Here is an 18,542-nt window from a genome sequence, read left to right on the forward strand (position 1 = left end):
AAAAAACCTTTTTTTGTGTCCAGAAAACCGCGCCTATATTAGATATCCACAAATCAAATAGGCTTCTTTAATTGCTTGATAGGTTTCTATCGCTTCTTGAAAATCTTGCTTCCTCTCTGTGTCATGACTATATATCTCCAACCAGGGCGGAAAAATAAAAACCTTGGGATTATAGCGATATTTATGCACCGCTTGAGATACAGAGGAGGGGATATCATCACAAAAAGAGCGAGAATAGCCATATAGATCTGGAATTCCTCGATCAAAGAAAACGGTTTAGTGCTCGTTATCCTGCGATCAAAATCGATAACAGATTGTTCCAGCATGAGATCGCGAAAAGCATTTCTATTACCAGTATGAGTTGCGTTGCCCCCATCACGATTTTGTGTTTTGATGATCTCTCGAGCTACCTCTGGAACTACAGCATAACCCGATTTGCCAAGTTCATTTAATACAGAAGTTTTTCCCGCCCCAGGTCCTCCAGTGAATAAGAAAAAATTAGGTTGGTTTATTATTTTAGTAGTCACACTCCTATAATTTGCTTCTGCATAAATGTTTCGAGACGTTGCTCTCGCTTCTCTTCTGCACGAACGGATCGTGGTGCATCCTAAATCTATTTATCAGAGGATCGCAACTTAAAGTGCATAAAGAGCGATATGCAGGCAAAATAAACAAAAATGATAGATACAAAAAAAATCGTGAGGATCGCCAGGTGGTAGTGCAATCACTTCTCATTAATTATCCGAGGTTTGCTTAAGTAGGCCTTTCTCTGCTGTTCTGGAAATCGTTCAATAGAGTACCTAAGCATGGTTCTAGGCATTTCAGAGGCATATTGATCAAGAAAATCAATGAGTTGATTTTGATCCTTTTTTCCGGCCTCCCGCAACATCCATCCTACTGCTTTATGAATTAAGTCATGTTTATCATTAAGGAGTAATTGAGCAATTTTAAAAGTCCATTGCAAATCATTATGACGAATAAAGTACAAAGTTGAAACAATGGCAATCCGTCTTTCCCATAGAACTTTTGACTGAGCTAATGCTGCCAGCAGTTCTTTATTTTTTTGATGAAGATGAGCTCCAACTATATAGGGTGCTGACGCATCAACCAGATTCCAGTTATTCACCTGGTCTAACTGACTTAAATAAAACTGATAAATACGGCTTTTGACGTCCTCATCACCTTGTTTGTATTGTTCTATTAAAATGAACAAAGCCACTAATCGCTCTTCGTTATAGGGTGACTGTATCAGTGTCTTAAGGTCCTCATGAGCTAAATTTTTATTACTTCCAGCTATTTTCCTAAGATTCGGAATGGTGATACCCAGGAATTTATCGTGCTCTGCATAATGTCCTGGTCCTGTCTTAAAAAAGTAGCTTTGTTTTTCTTTAGGAACTTCAACATATTGTTGAAGAAGTGTTTTTACATTAGATAATTGGTTCATTATTTATTTCGCTGTTCATGCTCGATAAGCCATTTTTTACGGACAATTCCGCCTCCATAGCCACCGATATCTCCATTCAGATTTATAATTCTATGACAGGGAATTATAATAGCAAGTTGATTTGCTCCATTGGCATTGGCAACCGCCCTGATTGCTGACGATTTTCCTATAACCTCTGCTTGTTTGGAGTAACTTCTGGTTTCCCCATAAGGGATCTTTAATAGCCCTTGCCAGGTGAGTTTTTGAAAAGGACTACCAAGAAGATGTAGTGGTGTTACAAATTCATTTAAATTACCTTCAAAGTAGGCATTAAGTTCCTTTTCAATAGAAATAATTGGAAGGCAGCTTCCTGGGATGATGACCGATTTGGTTTTCTTTCTCAGTTGTTCCACCTCATGTTCCAATCCTCTTCTATCCACAAACTCCAGAAGATATAATGCGTCTTCATCAGCTATGGCAAGCATTGGTCCCAAGCGTGTGTCTACCCAGGATGCTTTTAAGACTCTGCTATGCTGAATAAGATTACTTGGAGCTGCGCCCATGATTTTAGAGAATGCATCTCTAAATCCGCTGCTTGACTCATAACCTGTATTAACTTGTGCTTCAATTACCTCTTTACCTTCACGTATTTGTTTCATAGCAATACCCATCCGTCTTGCTCTGGCATATTCAACAAAAGTCATACCAAATCGTTTTTTAAATTGTCTGCGTGCTGTTGATGCATCAACTGAGAGGGCTTCAAAATCACTGTTTTTCCATCTTTTCTCTGGATTGGCTTCAACTGCTGCAACTAAAGTACGTACTAATTCTGAAACATAGTTTGGATGGGACAGGGGGCGACAACGCATACAGGGTCTATAGGAAGCAAGAAGAGCTTCCTGAGCCGTCAGATAGAATTCACAGTTTTCGAATTTAGGTTTTTTGGCAGGACAACCTGGACGACAAAATATTCCAGTCGTTTTAACACCAACGTAAAAAACTCCTTCATAATGGCTGTCTTTATCAAGTAAAGCTTGATAATACTCTTTTTTGATTGTTGAACTTAGCATGGTTATCTCAATAAATTAAAATTTGTGAAATCAACTCTATTGCTTAACTATAGCGAAACTTAAAAAAAGAGCGACCGAAATTCAGGCATCGAATTTTTTTAGTTCCCGAATCTATTAAATTTTTAAGAACTGCTGTAGGTCGATTTTAAATGGTCGTTCTGGGCCCGAGCCCCAATTTCTACGTGCTTCAGCTTGTTCGAGGCATCCAGAGATCTCTTTGGATTTCGTTTACAAGAAGCGGCACGCAGGGACTCAGCCATTTAAAAATCAGCCTGTTATAATCTTAAAGAGGTGTCACAGAAGCTTTTAGTTATTTGCGCTTCACGAAAACAGTGGGACTTATCCGTGACATCCAAGATAGTTTTCTGGACATCACAATTGACGTGTTCCCAGTATTTTGAGGAGCCAGAAATAACTAAAGTTACACACTAAGCATTGCAAGAGAGGATTCGTTTCTTGGGTCTTGTGGATCAAGAGCGGCCCTTGATTCAAGACGATGCCATTGTTCTCCAATCAGTCTGGATCTTGCTTGACTCAAAGCATCAGGCTATTTTGTTCTTTATCTTTCACGAGCTGTACATGTCCCGTCGCAATAGTTACACAGACATCAATGTTATACTGGATTCATGCACCGATATTAGCGGTTGGTTTGAATAGGCCTAAAAAAAGCAGCAGCATAGTTCCGGATGAGTAAAAATCGCTAAATTATTGTCCATAATATGCGCACTTGGTTCAAATATACAGATTCATGACAATTCAGGCAAGAAGAATTTTATTTTGTGGTTCATCTCTAATTTAATAGAAATGTGGGTAAGCAGAGTAAAAATTACATACCGTGCATGATGATGTGTTGAGAAACAGGGTTTATGTTCTTAAGCCACTATAACATTCAGGTCTTTTTATTTCTCCTTTGAGGGGAAGGGTTATATCTACCATGCCACATTCGTCTGTTTTAAAAAAAGCAATGCCTAGGGAGGTCATATTGGCGAGGGTTTTGGCATGTGGGAAATGAAATCGATTATCAAAGCCTAATGAAGCAATAGCATAACGAGGTGCCACTTCAAGTAAAAATCGATAAGATGAAGAAGTTTTACTTCCATGATGCGGGACAATTAACACCTCAGATGCCAATTGATTTCCATAAGTTCGTACCAGATAGTCCTCACTAATTTTTTCTATATCACCTGTTAGTAAAACACGTCCAATCGAGTTTCCTACTTGTAAAATGCAGGAGTTGTTATTTTTATCTTGAAAAGTTTCGCGTACTGGCAAAAAACGAAAGGATATCCCATCCCATTGCCATTCTGGATAGTCATGGCAATTTAAACCATGATCATAAAAACGAGTATTATTGACTAATAACTGATCCACTTTAATCCCTGCTTCGACCGATTTTAATCCCCCTCGATGATCCTTATCAGGATGACTGATCACTATTTTATCAACCTTTTTTATTCCTGTGGCTTGATAAAAAGGTAAAATAACCATGGCTCCCAAGTCACTACCTTGAAAAAACTGATCTCCAGTGTCATAAAGCAATACATGATTTTGGGTCTGAATTGTCACAGCCAATCCCTGTCCTACATCTAAAACATGGATCAAAGCTTCTCCTGGATGAATTATAGTTCGCGGTGGAAAAAAAGGAACAAGAAGCCAAATAACGGCCAGGAATTTGAAAGGTTTGACTGGCAATAAAACCCACATGAGTAAAGCCCCCATTAATGAAAGGACCAAAGGAAGCCTATTAATAGACCAGTTTATATTCATCCCAGCCAAGTGTTCTGTCCAGATTAGTCCCTTAAACAGTAAATCAATAAGCCAGGATAATGGCTTCATTAACATCCAGGCCGATGTATATGAGCAGGCACACAGGGTAATTAAAGCTAAAGGTACTATAAGCAAGCCGACCAGGGGAATGGCAAATAAATTGGCAATAAATCCGTTGAGCGATCCATAGGAAAACCAATAAAGGGTTAAAGGCATCAAACCAATCAAACAACTCAATTGTAACGCCAACCTTCCTCTATATCCCTTAATTCTCCAGCGTTGCTGGGTTAATAGCAAACACGCTACGGCCAGAAAGGAGAAATAAAATCCTTGCATAAAAACGGCATGGGGTTCGAGACACAACACCCCCAATAAAGCATAACGCCATACTTGCCATTGAGTAAAACGCTGTTTCCCCAGACAATATAAAGTATATAAAAAACACCCAATTAAAGCTCTTTGTACCGGGGGTTCAAATCCTGCTAAAAAGGCATAAAGTAATGCCGTAATTAGCCCGCCAACGCTCGCTACAGAAATGGCAGGGATCCATAAACAACAGCGGCTACTCCTTGACCATACCCATCTTAGAATTAAAGTAACGAGTCCTGATATCAATGCGATATGCTCCCCGGAAATACCGAATAAATGAATAGTCCCTGTTCGTCTGAACAGATTCCAGTTTTCCTGGCTGATGTGGGTCGTTAAATTTAAAGTTAGGGCCTCTATAATTCCTGCTTTTTGCTTATCTGGTGCTAATTGTAAGAGGGCATTACCTAATCGCTCTCGGAGTTGTAACCAATTAAATGAAGAGGGGGAAGCAGTTAATAGTTTATTGTTTTTAGAACGAATATAACCCGTCCAATCAATGTGACGTTTGCGAAGAGAGTTAACGTAATCATAACTACCAGGATTAAGAAAATTCCGTGGTTTTTTAATTTTTGCGCTAAGCTCCCAGCGTTGCCCTGCATGTAAAGGGGGGGCTTTATTATACCAGGCTAATTGCAATAAACCTTGGGCGGGATGCCCATTAATTTTTTCGAGTGCAAAAGAAAATTGTGTTTTATTGATGTTGTGTATTGGAATGGAGGCAATTGTTCCTTGTAATATGGCATGAGGAATTACATCAGCATCAGGTACCCCTCTGGTTACTATTTGATATTGATGAATCCAGGCGACTAACATACCAAGTATAAATAGCAGAATAATTGGATATCTTGGGGTGATAAAGAAGATTAATAAACAGGCTATGGGTAAATAAAAATTGGAGGTATACCAATAGAGTATACCCATCAAAAAGCAAAAAATTTCCATTTTATTTTGTAGTTGGACTTTCCATTATAGGTGGCAATGTAATGGAAATCGGCGCTTTAATCAACGGATTTTCTTGTCACCACATCCTGTGGTTTTGGTCTCATCCTTGAGTTTTTGAAATGAGCTATCCATTGGTTAGGCATGGCCAACAGGTCATTTGACCCATTACCTCTTGCTGAGTCATCTCTGGGTTATGGGAAGAGAGGTTTGCGGCAGGCATAAATAGCTTTCCAGAATTAGAGCTTAGTGTCCCGGGTTCTTGTGCACTATCTAAACTGGCTTTAGGTTGGGAGCGATATCCTAAAGCATCCAATACTTTTGCAGTTGTATTTTCATGCACGTCTGCATCCACTACAACAGGTGTATTTTGTGATGCCGGAGCTAAAATTTCCTGATGTTTAAAGCGGTATAAATTCGCTAAAATAATAGTTGATTCCAGCACCATCAATGCAACACCCAGTGCAGGATTTAGGGCAAAACCTAAAGCAACAAACAATCCTGCTGCCACTAAAGTAATCATTGAGTTATAGGTTAAACTCACGAATAAGTTTTGGAAAATATTTTGTTTGGTTTTTTTTGCCACATCAAATGCGGTGGCAATAGGGAATAACAACCCCTGCTGAATCACGATGCCCGCATATTGTTCTGTGATGTCATCACCAATACTTGATTTTACCGCAATGCCTATATCTGAATAGGCAATGGCTGTGGCATCATTTGCTGCATCACCTACCATAGCCACCTTACAGCCTTGTTGTTTTAACTGTTCAATGTAACTTATTTTAGATACTTCTCCGGGTCTGGTTACTGCCCCCACTGCATTGGCACAGATATTGTCTGGATCAACTCCTAATAATGCAGCGTATTTTTCTGTGCTGGCTCTATCTGCACCAGTACAAATATGTACTGTTATACCAAGACGCTTTAATTCATTAACAGTTGCAATGGCATCGTCTCGCAAAGGGTCAGATAAGCTCATTTGGCCAATTACTGTTGTTCCACGCACAATGTAAATGGAACCATTTTCAGGTTTATTATAAGGTATATCGATACGGGTAATTCCATTAGCTCTGATCATCTCCATATTGCCTACTATGAATGCCTCCCCATTAATTATTCCTTTCACCCCCGAGTGATGACTTTTATCAACGGAAGTTATTTCTAAAGGCTCATTTGAAACAATGCCTTGATCCTCTATATAAGACTTAATAATTTTTGCCACTGGATGATTGGATTGGTCTTCTAATAATGCGATATGGCTCAAAAATTTTTTATCGGCCATATACAAGGCATCTACTGCAATTTTGCCTTTAGTCAGTGTGCCATTTAAATCAAAAACAGTGGTATCGATGTCAGCAGCTGCTTGTAACGCTTTCCCATTGTTAAAATGAATCCCATTTTCAGATGCTTTTTTCATCCCGATTTTAACAGCCAGCGGGGTAATTAAACTTAACGCACAGGGGCAAGCACTCACAAGAACAGACACAACACATTGAATAGCAAGAGCAGGATTAAACACTGAGCCTATGACAATGCCTGATACCAGTGCTACCCCGATCAAACCAGGAATAAAATATTTCAATACCTTATCTGCAAACAGTTCAACAGGTGCTTTTTCATTATTAGCTTTATTAATATTTTTTGCGATTAATGAGAGATAAGAGTTTTGATAGGTTTTGGTAACCCGCATTTCCAATGAAGGGATATGATCGGCTAAAGTCATCCCGGCTTTCACAGCGTCCCCTGATTTGAACGTTTTGAGATAGGGAGAACCATCTATTCGTGTGGTATAAAGAAGTGCTGCGTGCGTTAATACTCCATCGACAGGAATAACATTTCCGCTTTTAATACTGATAATATCATTAGGAATTAATTTTTTGACTGAAATTTCTCTATCGGTTTTACCTTTTAACAGGGTTAGGGGAGGTACACAATCGCGCACATCCAATTTCCTGGTAATCTCACCTATTAAGGTATGTTCCACCCCTTCACCCAGATGCCAAAAACCTAAAACCAATGGTGCTGCTTCAAACATCATAGGTAACCCTGGAACAAACAGGCTTATAAGAGATACACCAACAATGGTCAAAGTGCTAATTGTGTATAAAGTTGTGGTATCCCATTTTTTTTCAAGCAATGCATGCCATGCTGATTGATAGACAGTACGTCCTAAATATAAAGTCATCAATGTAGTAAGCCCGGTTAGAACAAAGTAGGCAATCAGAGGAATGTTGAAACTCGCAAGAGAGAGAACAAGCAAGCCTATTCCCCAGGTCAAACCTAATGCAGCTTTAAGCCAATGATTGTCATGACCATGAGAATGATCATGAGAATGATCATGAGCGTGGTCATGAGCGTGGTCATGAGCGTGATCATGAGAGTGATCATGAGAATGGCCATCATTTTTCGTCTTTTTTTTGCGCTTTTTTATGCGATCAGGGTGTATGATCCTCGATGTATGTGGCCCCATTTCCTCTTCGTCCCAGAGCTCTTCTGCCTCAATCCCTTCATTTACAGTAATCCCTTCGTCTAATAAAATCTTTGTTACCTGGGCTTGTATGGAGATAGCATCTTGGGATTTGCACAATAAACTGATACTTTTATTTTCACTAGTCAAATCGATTGCTACTCGGACCAGATCCAGGCTGTGGGCTTCAATCAAAATCCGTTCAATTTTTTCTGCGTTTTTTTCCGTATCTAGAAATTGGGAATCATCTGAAAGATGGAATCGATAATTATAATAATACATGGGTTTCCTCTGTTTAAATGAGTACATAGATGCTAAGAGGGCACAAAGGTTCAATAAAAAGTGTTATAATATAACAGTAGATTGATGGAAATCAAGAAACATTAAATAATTTTTAGACAGCAAGTGATTTATTTTGGTCTATGAGGTCTTATATTGATCATTTTTCCTTGAAATGGAGACTATGATAAACTAGCGCGTACTAACTTAACTTGAAGAGGGTTAATGAAACATAATTTGTTGGACAGAGCTTATAAACATTGCGTTCAGCATGGGTATCGATTTACAGAGCCAAGAGAGCGTGTCCTAAAAATATTAGTGGATGAAAGAAAGCCACTCGGTGCTTATGACATACTGCAAAAACTATCCATGGAAGTAGAAAACCCCAAGCCACCAACAGTTTATCGTGCCATTCAGTTTTGGCATCAAGAAGGCTTTATCCATTGCATTGACAGCCTTAAATCCTATGTGGCCTGTTTGCATGGGCATCACGTGGGACAGGCCCAATTTCTTATTTGCAGCCAGTGCGATTTCGTTAAAGAATTAGAGTGCATTATTGATTTCACCTCTGTAAAAGAGTCAGCTAACGCGATTCAATTTTCAATTATAAACTGCACTGTAGAAATCAAAGGCCTTTGCAAAAATTGTAATCTTCCTAATCCAGGAAATTAGGATTTTCGCTTCAAAAGCCACGAAAATTTCAGAGCTTTTAATGCCCTCTTATAATCAACCGCTGCCAGCCAAGGAAGCGAGGAACGAGCGAGGCTGGTAGTCCCTGGTAGCCTTAGAGCCGGATGTTTTGCCGCAGGCAAAATATAAGGCATCCGAAAAGGCGTCAGTCATTGGGGTAGCGTTGTTTTTGAACCCCGAATGGGGTGAAAAAACAAGCGGACACAGGACGGCCAGGGCCGCCGGAGGCATACTTGTCGCGTTTGCGAGTCGATTTCAGCCATGGATGGCTAAAATCAATCACGAGCTTAGCGACACTATCGTCAATCTGTTCTAATTATGATAAATTAATAATATCAATATACAATACGCAATGGATTATGAAATTCCCGGAGCTATGCCTATACTTAAACTATAAAATATAGTTAAGGTCTAATCATGAAGGGTAAATTAACTTCTGAATCAGCAAATGCATTTATTACATTAGTTAAATTTATTCAGAAAAGCTCTCTTGTTAAAGATTCTACTTTTCTTGAAGGTGAGATCATAAAAGAGGGGGCCGTTAATTTAAAAAAAGCATTAGATGATGGGGATTCAACTCAATCAATTTTTAATGATCAAAATTGCCAGTTGTATTTAATTTATCTTTTAAAGGAAAACTTAATTAAAGAGGAGCAATTTTTAACTGGTTATGTATATTTAAGTGTTTTAATGCAGTTTACTGAGAAACAATTAATACATCCTGAACATGCGGGTGCGCGCAGACTTAATTGGGGGAAAGTCTGTGTTTTTAATAGCAAAGACACCTCCTTATTGCACATATACGCAAAAAACATCGAAAAAAAATTTGAATTTCTGATTTCAGCTAAAGATATTGTCGACTATTTTTCCTCTGCTACTGATAGCGAGGAATGGATAATAGGGATACCTTATAATACTCAGGATAAAAATGATGATGTTAAAACAATGATGGATACGAATATACAATTTTCGCCACTTTTACAGATTCACACTTATCAAGATCAAACCTTTGTACTTACCCCCTCAACAGGTTTTACAAAATGGTTATTACAGAAATTAAATTCTGAAAGACAAATAGAGCTAGCACCTTGTTTTGGTAATGTTGGAGTTGAGAGTCTGTACGATTATTTTCACAGCAAAAATAAACATCCGATTACACTTCATTCAGCTTATATCAAATCAAATCCTAAAAAAATTCATCAATTACAAGCAGGCCCAGTTTCGTTTGCTCTTCATGACATATTTTTTCATTGTTTTGGTGCAACAGTATTTAATGTCCAAGAATTTTATTTTTTAATGCAAATTATGATCCCAACATTACAAAAAATAATCGACTCTGAAACAGGTGGTCCCAAATTAATGGCACTTAAAATGAGGGATATTCTAAATGATTTGGCATTTAGCTCTCGTAATTTCCTCAAACAAAATAAGTTACAAAATTATTTAAGCCAGAAATTACATTCTTCAATGTATGGTAGTAATGAGTGGGGCATGTTAAATGAAGATGACTTATTAGCATATTTTTCCGTATTACAAAAAATATGCCAGATACTTTACCAACAAAAGGATGTTTCAACAGAATACATATCAAACTTACTTAATAATGTAATTAATATGAGTTTTATAGATGACGTAGAGTTTGATAACTCAACTTCTCGACGAGAAGCTTTAGGCACTGTTGCGAATGTAATAATCAATTTAAAAATAGCTGATTTATCCACTGATAAAATGAGTCTGAAACTAACTGATTATTTTGCTACTCAACCTGAAATTTGTCTAATGATTAATAGAGCAGGTTATGAGTTTTTGCCACCTTTACATTCTTTTCCTGAACCATTACTTAATGAAGCATTACTAATTAGTAAGCATGGAAAAGTAAGTTCTGAGGAAAATACTATGGGCACTAATCCATTTACTCTATTTTCACATGAGGCTGTTGAGGAGGCCTCAACAGTATTAAGCGAAACTGAAGGAAAAAAATCTAGCGGATAAAAGGCTGTCTTTTCGGTTAAGAAACAGTGTGTTTGATTCGCTTCCATGGCTTTATATATAAGGCGACTGACAATTAACGGTGATTCTCTAGCATCATTTAACGGAGATCCCAGCACCTTGGTTGTGCTGTTCCTGATGTGTCAGTAGCTGTTCTCACATTAGCCTGGTTAACGGATATGCTGGCACAGGTTGTATCCTCTACCTGATTTCCGACAGGGGTGGCGGTTAATGTATAAGTGGTCGGTCCTGTATTTGAAATAGCTATGCTATAAAAACCCTGTGTTGATGCTTGGGGAAAAGCAGGGAGTGCACCGCAGGCAGTATTGTAAGAAAAGTTTTGTGAATAGCAACGTTCTAAAATAAGCTGATCTTGAGCAAGTGTCTGAAGGGCATCCACGCGATTGGAGCGCAACAAATATGCTTTATAAGAAGGGTAGGCTATACCGATAAGAATTGCAAAGACCAGCATCGCAATAAGCAGTTCTATCAGGGTAAACCCATGAAGAAATGAATTACTGTTTCTTATTTTATGATAATTATTCATTATTTTATGGTTCCTTATACTAAAGCCGTCATTTGTATTTTCTGAAAAAATAGAATAATTCCTCAAAGGCAAAGTACCTGTCTGTTCTGATTATTTAATTTAATATGGTTCATAATAAATGACCTATTGAATTTGTAGTGTAGTTTGTAGCATTACGGATGAATTTCCATTCGCTCCAAGGGCGCGTGCAGTAATTCGATATAAATTTGATGGTAACTTACAATTTTGTCCCGGAAGACAGACTGAAGGAAGTTTTTCGATAAATTAACTTGCTTGTGTCACTGCCAGTAAGGTTAGCATAATCATTTCCATATTGTATTTTCATCAATTCAATTCCCGGAACGATGGGCTGAATAATCCAATTACTATCAACCAAGGTAGCTCGCATTAATGAACTCTGTCCTCCTGTTCCTTGGCCAACAAAAAAAGCCGTATTCCATGGGAGTCAAATACTACACTTGTTACATTAGCGGTTAATGTCGGGTCTACTGGAGTTGCTTGTTGGCTCTTTAGAAGAGTACCTGTATTGGCCACTGGTTGAGTTACTATTATCCATCCAGAGTTCCAGTTAGTGCCGCAAGTAATAGAATGTTGAGTCCCAAATGGACATACAACCATGTTCATCGCTTGATACAGGGCAGTACTACGTGCATACGCGATTGGGAGCTTGTTCAACTATTTTTTACCTGCTCGGTTCATAAACGGTTTCCGCTCTGTTTTTCTTGCTGCTGGAGTCGCTTTCTTCTTAAAGGGGAAATTCTTCTTGGGTTGTGAAGGTAATGCGGAACTAGGCAAGTTGTGATTGGGTTCAAAATCTTCAATTTCTATCCGTTCCAATTTACGCTTAATTAATTTTTCGATGGCTTGTAATTGTCCGACTTCATCAGCACTAACCAAAGAAATAGCTTGGCCAGAAGCTCCTGCGCGGCCTGTTCGACCAATGCGATGAACATAGTCTTCAGCAACTTGGGGTAAATCAAAATTTACTACACATGGAAGTTGATCTATATCAATTCCCCTAGCGGCAATGTCGGTAGCCACTAAAATGTGTAATTCGCCTGATTTGAAATCAGCTAACGCTTTAGTGCGTTGAGATTGTGATTTATTGCCATGAATAGCAGCAGCATAAATATGCTCTTCTGCCAGCTGTTTAACTAATTTATTGGCTCCATGTTTGGTACGCGAAAATACCAGGGTTTGGCCCCATTTATTTTTATGGATTAAATGACTGAGTAACGCCGATTTGCGAGCTTTATCAACGGGATGAACGGTTTGTTTTACAGCCACTGCAGTCGTATTGCGGGGTGCAACATCTATTTCGACTGGCTGATTCAATATACCTTTGACTAAGGCGCGAATTTCTTCAGAAAAAGTAGCTGAGAACATTAAATTTTGTCTGTTTTTGGGCACTAATTTAATGATACGTTTAATATCGTGAATGAAGCCCATATCTAACATACGATCTGCTTCATCTAAGACCAATGTATCTATTTCATCAAGAAGAATGGCACGTTGTTGATGCAAATCCAACAACCGCCCGGGAGTCGCAACCAGTATCTCTACACCACCACGCAACTTCATCATTTGCGGGCTAATTTTTACTCCGCCAAAAACAACCGCAGAACGTAAGGATAAATGACGTCCATATTGAACAATACTTTCGTGCACTTGAGCAGCTAACTCGCGGGTTGGGGTGACGACTAAAACTCGCGCACGATTACTTTTAGCGCGTGGTTTATCATGGATTTTTTGTAGAATCGGTAATACAAAGCTGGCAGTTTTACCAGTTCCGGTTTGTGCAGAGGCTAATACATCACTACCACGTAACACGGCAGGTATTGCTTGTACTTGAATGGGAGAGGGTTCTGTATATCCCAATTCACTAACAGCCCGAAGTAAGGGTTCTATTAGACCCAAAGATGTAAAATTCATGTTGTTTCCTTAGTGTACCATTCTGACACGAAATGGATGTTTTACTCAATTCAATGTGACTATTTTTGATGCAATTATATCATGGATTTGATTAAAAAGTGCGGTATGAGGAAATTAAATAAAATGAGATAAATTAGTCCCACTTCTGTCTTTTTTTAAACTAATGGAACGACAAAATAAGACCTGGATTTTTTTCTTGACTCTTAATATTTTCTAAATTGTGTGTTTTTTGTTCTTAAAAGGTTTAATCCCAATCTACAAATGTTTCAATATTCAGATCGGTTTTCTGTTTCTTAAGGATCTGTTTGGGTTGCGTTTGGAGGTTTGCACAACGAATAGGATCTTTAAATGTGTTTAAGGCCTCTTCCAGAGTAACAAAAGTGTAACCCTTTTGTTTATAAAAATTAATAAGATCAGGTAAAACATAGGCGTTTAGTAAGTTGGCGTGGATTAATAAGATTTGTGCCTGCTCAGAACGTTGATGATATTGGGTATGTTCTTCGGCCTTTAAGGTTTGCTGCCAGATAAAATCAAGATAAAAGGGTTTTAACTCATTGAGATAAGCACGTCTATCCATTTCCGGTACTGATAATAAGCGTTGATTAAAAACAAAATCTTTGCTGTCAACAGTAATGGGAGCTACTTGATAATTATGCTTGGCAAGATAGCATAAAATTTTATTTTTTTTACTTCCTGAACTCATTGCTAAATAGGGATATCGGAAATATTTTGGTTTAGTTATAACAGGGGATAAAATGGTATCCGCTTCTTTAATCTCATGGATGTAATCTTTAACTTTGAGTTTATTTAAATTTGCATGAGAGAACGTATGATTCCCTAATCCAAAACCTGCATCACGAAATCTATGCAGCGCCTCCCAATTAGAAGAATGTATTTCCCTGGCAATTATAAATCCCGTAGCAGGTACCTGCTGTTCTTTCATTGAATTTATGATCATATTTAAATGAAAATTTCGGTACTCCCCGACGAAAGGAAGGTCATCTATAGTGATAGCAATTGTTTTTTTCTGCGCCGAGCTTACGGTTGGAAATACTAACGGTGATAGGATCAAGAGAATAGATGTTATAAGTGACTTGATTTTCATTGGGAGTTCTGATGAATAGGTTAATATAAAACCACCATTGTAACAAAAATTAAGCTAAATGGCTTAGTTCAAGGTACATAGTAGTAAGGAAAAATAATGGTGATGGTTATTATCGTAGCTGAAGTACATCTTAAGTTGTAAACAACTACGATAATAACTTAATTTAAAAAAAGAAGCATGAACCTAGACTACTAATCCAGTGGATGGTTCATCAACAATTTTCTCTTGCTCTTTTGTTTCTTCTTCCAAATCATTGATTTCATCTTCTACTTCTTTTGTTGCCGTTACGGTTTTCCCAAACAAACCACCTATATTCAGATATCCATAAGCGGAACTGGGCTTTGGAGGCAGACTATCTTCAAGTGCTTTTTTATGCGCGGTAACACATCGGTTAAGTGAGTCGATACGACAGTGTTTAATTAATTTTTCCATTAAATCCAATACGGGAACCAAATTAAAACCGGCCACCTGGCTAAAAAGATGCTTTGCTCTAACACTTTCTTTTACCACACCTCCTTTATATTCGTTATGTTCAACGGACATATGTACCATGAAATGTTTGGCGGAAGTTATTAATGCTTCAGCGTTCTCTCGGCTCATTTCCTTGGTTTTTAATATTTTAGTCAGTCCAGTGTGAACAATTGAACCAGGAATATCATCATTACTAAAAGGATGTTTCCCGTATTCCTGACCAATTTGCTCATGAACAAGCAACATCATTCCTGCAAGGATCCCAATTTTTTCAGGAGCTTTAATTCTAGAGGCGCTAAGCGTTTCGGCCATAGTGAGAAGCGATTGAAATTGTGCTGATCTGGTTTTATTGGCAAGAAGATCTATCTTGACCACGTTTTTATTAGCAATCTCATCCATTCTTAAATTATCAAGCGCTTTGGTTAAGGTATCAAAGGTTTCAAACTGAGCAATAGCTGATTCGGGTATATCATGCGTTACCGTAAGGCTATTAGCATGTCCCTCTGTTTTTCCGTCAGCAAGATAGCTTTCAGTTAGTTTTTTTCTGGCAGTTTCTTCCAGCTGATAGCCTTTAGCGATTAAGGCAGTTAATTTATCTAAAGGAACTGAACTGAGAACATTGGGGATTAGAAGGCCATTTCTGGAGTCGCCTTCTGGATATACAAGTTTTAAGAAATTATTCAATTTACTAATATGTCTGACTTGTTGGTAGAGATCCGGGTGATTAGTTTCTGTAATTCCCATCCCATCACTTAATCTGCCATGTAGTAATCCCTCGCTTTCTCCCCAACCACGGTTATCCTCAATATCTTGTTGGATCAGTGCTTGGGCACCATAAAATATTTCCGCGTAGGGTTTTAAACTTTTTGGAGCATTTTCAGTGATCCGATTTTCTAATTCAGTTAACACTGCTTTTAAGAATAAGGTTTCCTCTTTTCTTTTGGTTAAGTCGTTAATTGTATGTTTTTCTGGCTCTTTTCCGTCACGTTTTAGTAAGACTGTAACTGTATCATTAAAATGTTTTTTTAAAGCTTCAAAATCCTTTGGGGTAAACGTCATGTTAATATCTCCTGGTTCCAAACAAAATAATGTAAGTATTACTTACAGGAATCAGTGTAAACTAAACTGATCCGCTAGTCATGTATTTTCATTATACAATTTTATTTTAAAAAAAATCTCAATTTTTTCAAGTATGTTAGAAAAAACTCGTAAGTAACATTCAGTTCAGAATGACCAGTTTCTCATGCATCTTACCGAAGTTGCGTATTTTCAAACCAAACATTCAAAAACCCAATGAAATTATATGAATGTGTCTAAAGAGTAAAATATGGATATTATTTACCGTTGAAACATTATCGGTTTCTAGTAGACACAGAAAGATGTTTAAGTCAGAAACAAAAATGGCAAGCAACGGCATCGGTTTCAATTTTTCTATCCCCATCCCGCATCAAGTAGAAAATATCTTGCTTCATTGTCCTGTTCTTAATTGTTAACTCATAGTAAAGTAGTCGGCTTGTTTATATTGATGACGTTTATGGCAAAACTTTACTTCTACTATGCTGCAATGAATGCAGGAAAAAGCACGGTATTATTACAATCAAGCCATAACTACAGAGAACGAGGAATGCAGACTTTGTTGTTTACGCCGTCTATAGACACTCGTTATCAATCAGGTACCATCTGTTCTCGTATTGGATTATCCGAGCAGGCTTTTGCTTTTAAAGGAAGTGATGATCTGTATGAACTCACCTTGAGTCTGCAACACAATAAACAGAGTTATGCCTGTGTACTCATTGATGAAGCTCAGTTTTTGACTCGTGAGCAAGTTCATCAATTAACAGAAATTACTGATCAAATGTCAATTCCGGTATTAGCCTATGGACTAAGAACAGACTTTAAAGGAGAACTGTTTCCTGGTAGCCAATTTTTACTTGCCTGGGCAGATGAGTTAATAGAACTAAAAACTATCTGTCATTGTGGACGTAAAGCGATTATGAATATGAGAATTAATGCTCAGGGTGAAACTGTGGTTGAGGGAGAACAGGTATTAATCGGAGGCAATGAAGCTTATGTAGCCACTTGCAGACTGCATTATAAGCAACGTGAGGCGGGCGTTTTGACCTCTAATAAGATATTGTTCAATAAAGATACCAATCTTCTTTAAATTTTGATATAATTTGCCGCAACTTTTAGGCCTTGATATAGGAGTAACAGTGTCACATTCTGTCGCAGTAGATTCGAGGGTTTTTGTTCCTCGTGGTGACTTGATGGCTTGGATTGTGTGCCTGTCAGCCGGCCTGTTCTTTATGTATGAATTTTTTCAGCTCAATATTTTTGATGTAATTAACCAGCCTTTACGTGATGAATTTCATATTGATGCTGCTCAATTGAGTTGGATGTCCAGTACCTATTTGTGGGCTGATATTCTTTTTCTTTTACCTGCGGGTATTCTTCTGGATCGTTTTTCAACACGTCGCGTCATCCTGATTGCCATGCTGGTTTGTGTTTTAGGTACCTTGGGTTTTGCTATTACGGAATCATTTGCTTTGGCTTCGCTTTTCCATTTTCTTTCCGGAATAGGTAATGCATTTTGCTTTTTATCTTGTGTTGTTCTGGTATCTCATTGGTTTCCACCACGGAGACAGGCGCTGGTAATTGGTTCATTGGTCACGATGGCCTTTATTGGTGGCATGATGGCTCATACTCCTTTTGCTTATCTCTACGATCTTTTTGGATGGCGTCGTGCTTTATTAATAGATGCCGCTGTCGGTGCTGTTTTACTTTTATGGATATATATCACTGTTCAAGATAAACCTGCACTTTCTCCAGGACGAATTCATACGAATCAGGGGCAAATAATTGCGGGTTTTAAAAAGGCATTAGCTAATCCTCAAAATTGGCTGGCAGGATTTTATACGTCCTTTCTTAATCTGCCTATTATGGTTTTGTGTGCTTTATGGGGTGCCAGTTATTTGCAGGTAGCACATCATTTGTCGGACATTGCTGCCAGTAATGTGGTCAGTTTAATTTTCATGGGCAGTGTGATTGGCTGTCCCTTGGTGGGGTGGCTATCCGATACTCATGGACGTCGTAAACCGTTAATGATTATTGGTGCTCTTGCTACGCTGATTACGGTGGTTCCTTTATTTCTGCATATAGCCCTATCGCAAATGGTGCTTGGTATTATTTTTTTTGCATTGGGATTTTTTACCAGCACCCAAGTAATTTCCTATCCTTTGGTGGCCGAAAGTAATGAGGCGCAGAATACAGGTGCTGCAACAGGAATTGCCTCCGTTCTTATAATGGGCGGGGGTGGCGTCGGACAGGTACTTTTTGGTTGGCTAATGACACATCATGCAGGCACAACGAGTGCACACTATGCGATTGCTGATTTTCAGTTTGCCATGTGGATGTTCCCTATTGCTGCAATTGCGGCTCTATTCGCCGTATTAATGACCCGTGAAACGTACTGCAAACGATAAGGTTGAGGA

General features: G+C 38.3%; 15 protein-coding genes and 2 pseudogenes. 4 read left to right on the plus strand and 13 right to left on the minus strand.

Features of this window, described 5'->3' with window-relative positions; translation table 11 throughout:
* Positions 1-33 precede the first annotated feature (33 nt).
* From HRS36_RS18810 to HRS36_RS04265, 6 genes and pseudogenes are all read right to left on the minus strand, one after another.
* Entirely contained in the window at positions 34-255 is a 222-nt protein-coding gene (locus tag HRS36_RS18810; protein WP_338033746.1) for an AAA family ATPase, read from the minus strand.
* Positions 256-350: 95 nt separating this feature from the next.
* A pseudogene (locus HRS36_RS18815) lies at positions 351-527 on the minus strand (AAA family ATPase); the annotation flags it as partial.
* 197 nt (positions 528-724) lie between these two features.
* Entirely contained in the window at positions 725-1,444 is a 720-nt protein-coding gene (locus tag HRS36_RS04250; protein ID WP_173236362.1) for a DNA alkylation repair protein, read from the minus strand.
* The gene (locus tag HRS36_RS04255; protein WP_173236363.1) at positions 1,444-2,493 is read right to left on the minus strand and encodes a bifunctional transcriptional activator/DNA repair enzyme AdaA; all 1,050 of its coding nucleotides are present in this window, start codon (positions 2,491-2,493) and stop codon (positions 1,444-1,446) included. Before HRS36_RS04255 ends, HRS36_RS04250 begins: the two co-directional genes overlap by 1 nt.
* Positions 2,494-3,357: 864 nt before the next feature.
* Positions 3,358-5,571 carry a DNA internalization-related competence protein ComEC/Rec2 gene (locus HRS36_RS04260; protein ID WP_173236364.1) on the minus strand — a complete coding sequence of 738 codons (2,214 nt, stop codon included), beginning with the start codon at positions 5,569-5,571 and terminating at the stop codon, positions 3,358-3,360.
* A gap of 124 nt (positions 5,572-5,695) precedes the next feature.
* Complete coding sequence (locus HRS36_RS04265) at positions 5,696-8,320, minus strand: heavy metal translocating P-type ATPase (protein ID WP_173236365.1); 2,625 nt, start codon at positions 8,318-8,320, stop codon at positions 5,696-5,698.
* Between the two features lie 222 nt (positions 8,321-8,542).
* Between HRS36_RS04265 and HRS36_RS04270 the strand changes: the two genes are divergently transcribed.
* Both HRS36_RS04270 and HRS36_RS04275 read left to right on the plus strand, forming a co-directional pair.
* Entirely contained in the window at positions 8,543-8,989 is a 447-nt protein-coding gene (locus tag HRS36_RS04270) for a Fur family transcriptional regulator (protein WP_173236366.1), read from the plus strand.
* A gap of 435 nt (positions 8,990-9,424) precedes the next feature.
* Entirely contained in the window at positions 9,425-10,999 is a 1,575-nt protein-coding gene (locus tag HRS36_RS04275) for a hypothetical protein (protein WP_173236367.1), read from the plus strand.
* A gap of 97 nt (positions 11,000-11,096) precedes the next feature.
* Here HRS36_RS04275 and HRS36_RS04280 read toward each other — a convergent pair whose 3' ends face one another.
* From HRS36_RS04280 to HRS36_RS04310, 7 genes and pseudogenes are all read right to left on the minus strand, one after another.
* The gene (locus HRS36_RS04280) at positions 11,097-11,543 is read right to left on the minus strand and encodes a type IV pilin protein (protein ID WP_173236368.1); all 447 of its coding nucleotides are present in this window, start codon (positions 11,541-11,543) and stop codon (positions 11,097-11,099) included.
* Positions 11,544-11,666: 123 nt separating this feature from the next.
* The gene (locus HRS36_RS18930; protein ID WP_173238449.1) at positions 11,667-11,804 is read right to left on the minus strand and encodes a pilus assembly protein; all 138 of its coding nucleotides are present in this window, start codon (positions 11,802-11,804) and stop codon (positions 11,667-11,669) included.
* Between the two features lie 46 nt (positions 11,805-11,850).
* A pseudogene (locus HRS36_RS18935) lies at positions 11,851-11,976 on the minus strand (PilW family protein); the annotation flags it as partial.
* Positions 11,931-12,167, minus strand: coding sequence for a GspH/FimT family pseudopilin (locus HRS36_RS04295; protein ID WP_173238450.1), 237 nt, complete (start codon positions 12,165-12,167; stop codon positions 11,931-11,933). The pseudogene HRS36_RS18935 and the gene HRS36_RS04295, both read right to left, overlap by 46 nt.
* Positions 12,168-12,218: 51 nt before the next feature.
* Positions 12,219-13,475 carry a DEAD/DEAH box helicase gene (locus HRS36_RS04300; RefSeq protein ID WP_173236369.1) on the minus strand — a complete coding sequence of 419 codons (1,257 nt, stop codon included), beginning with the start codon at positions 13,473-13,475 and terminating at the stop codon, positions 12,219-12,221.
* A gap of 244 nt (positions 13,476-13,719) precedes the next feature.
* Positions 13,720-14,580 carry a polysaccharide deacetylase family protein gene (locus HRS36_RS04305; RefSeq protein ID WP_173236370.1) on the minus strand — a complete coding sequence of 287 codons (861 nt, stop codon included), beginning with the start codon at positions 14,578-14,580 and terminating at the stop codon, positions 13,720-13,722.
* 183 nt (positions 14,581-14,763) lie between these two features.
* Entirely contained in the window at positions 14,764-16,110 is a 1,347-nt protein-coding gene (locus HRS36_RS04310; RefSeq protein WP_173236371.1) for a type IV secretion protein Dot, read from the minus strand.
* Between the two features lie 475 nt (positions 16,111-16,585).
* On the opposite strand from HRS36_RS04310, the gene HRS36_RS04315 reads away from it, so the two are divergent.
* A complete protein-coding gene (locus HRS36_RS04315; RefSeq protein ID WP_173236372.1) occupies positions 16,586-17,215 on the plus strand; it encodes a thymidine kinase in 630 nt (209 codons plus the stop codon).
* Positions 17,216-17,264: 49 nt separating this feature from the next.
* Positions 17,265-18,533, plus strand: coding sequence for an MFS transporter (locus HRS36_RS04320; RefSeq protein WP_173236373.1), 1,269 nt, complete (start codon positions 17,265-17,267; stop codon positions 18,531-18,533).
* The last annotated feature ends 9 nt before the right edge of the window (positions 18,534-18,542 follow it).

Source organism: Legionella antarctica (genome assembly GCF_011764505.1).
GTDB lineage: Bacteria > Pseudomonadota > Gammaproteobacteria > Legionellales > Legionellaceae > Legionella > Legionella antarctica.

Excerpts from the sequence above, each read along its gene's own strand:
- HRS36_RS04295 (WP_173238450.1), bottom strand. The coding sequence starts at position 12,167 with ATGAACATGGTTGTATGTCCATTTGGGACTCAACATTCTATTACTTGC.
- HRS36_RS04260 (WP_173236364.1), bottom strand. The coding sequence starts at position 5,571 with ATGGAAATTTTTTGCTTTTTGATGGGTATACTCTATTGGTATACCTCC.
- HRS36_RS04305 (WP_173236370.1), bottom strand. The coding sequence starts at position 14,580 with ATGAAAATCAAGTCACTTATAACATCTATTCTCTTGATCCTATCACCG.
- HRS36_RS04275 (WP_173236367.1), top strand. The coding sequence starts at position 9,425 with ATGAAGGGTAAATTAACTTCTGAATCAGCAAATGCATTTATTACATTA.
- HRS36_RS04255 (WP_173236363.1), bottom strand. The coding sequence starts at position 2,493 with ATGCTAAGTTCAACAATCAAAAAAGAGTATTATCAAGCTTTACTTGAT.
- HRS36_RS04250 (WP_173236362.1), bottom strand. The coding sequence starts at position 1,444 with ATGAACCAATTATCTAATGTAAAAACACTTCTTCAACAATATGTTGAA.
- HRS36_RS04300 (WP_173236369.1), bottom strand. The coding sequence starts at position 13,475 with ATGAATTTTACATCTTTGGGTCTAATAGAACCCTTACTTCGGGCTGTT.
- HRS36_RS04270 (WP_173236366.1), top strand. The coding sequence starts at position 8,543 with ATGAAACATAATTTGTTGGACAGAGCTTATAAACATTGCGTTCAGCAT.
- HRS36_RS04280 (WP_173236368.1), bottom strand. The coding sequence starts at position 11,543 with ATGAATAATTATCATAAAATAAGAAACAGTAATTCATTTCTTCATGGG.
- HRS36_RS04310 (WP_173236371.1), bottom strand. The coding sequence starts at position 16,110 with ATGACGTTTACCCCAAAGGATTTTGAAGCTTTAAAAAAACATTTTAAT.
- HRS36_RS04315 (WP_173236372.1), top strand. The coding sequence starts at position 16,586 with ATGGCAAAACTTTACTTCTACTATGCTGCAATGAATGCAGGAAAAAGC.
- HRS36_RS04265 (WP_173236365.1), bottom strand. The coding sequence starts at position 8,320 with ATGTATTATTATAATTATCGATTCCATCTTTCAGATGATTCCCAATTT.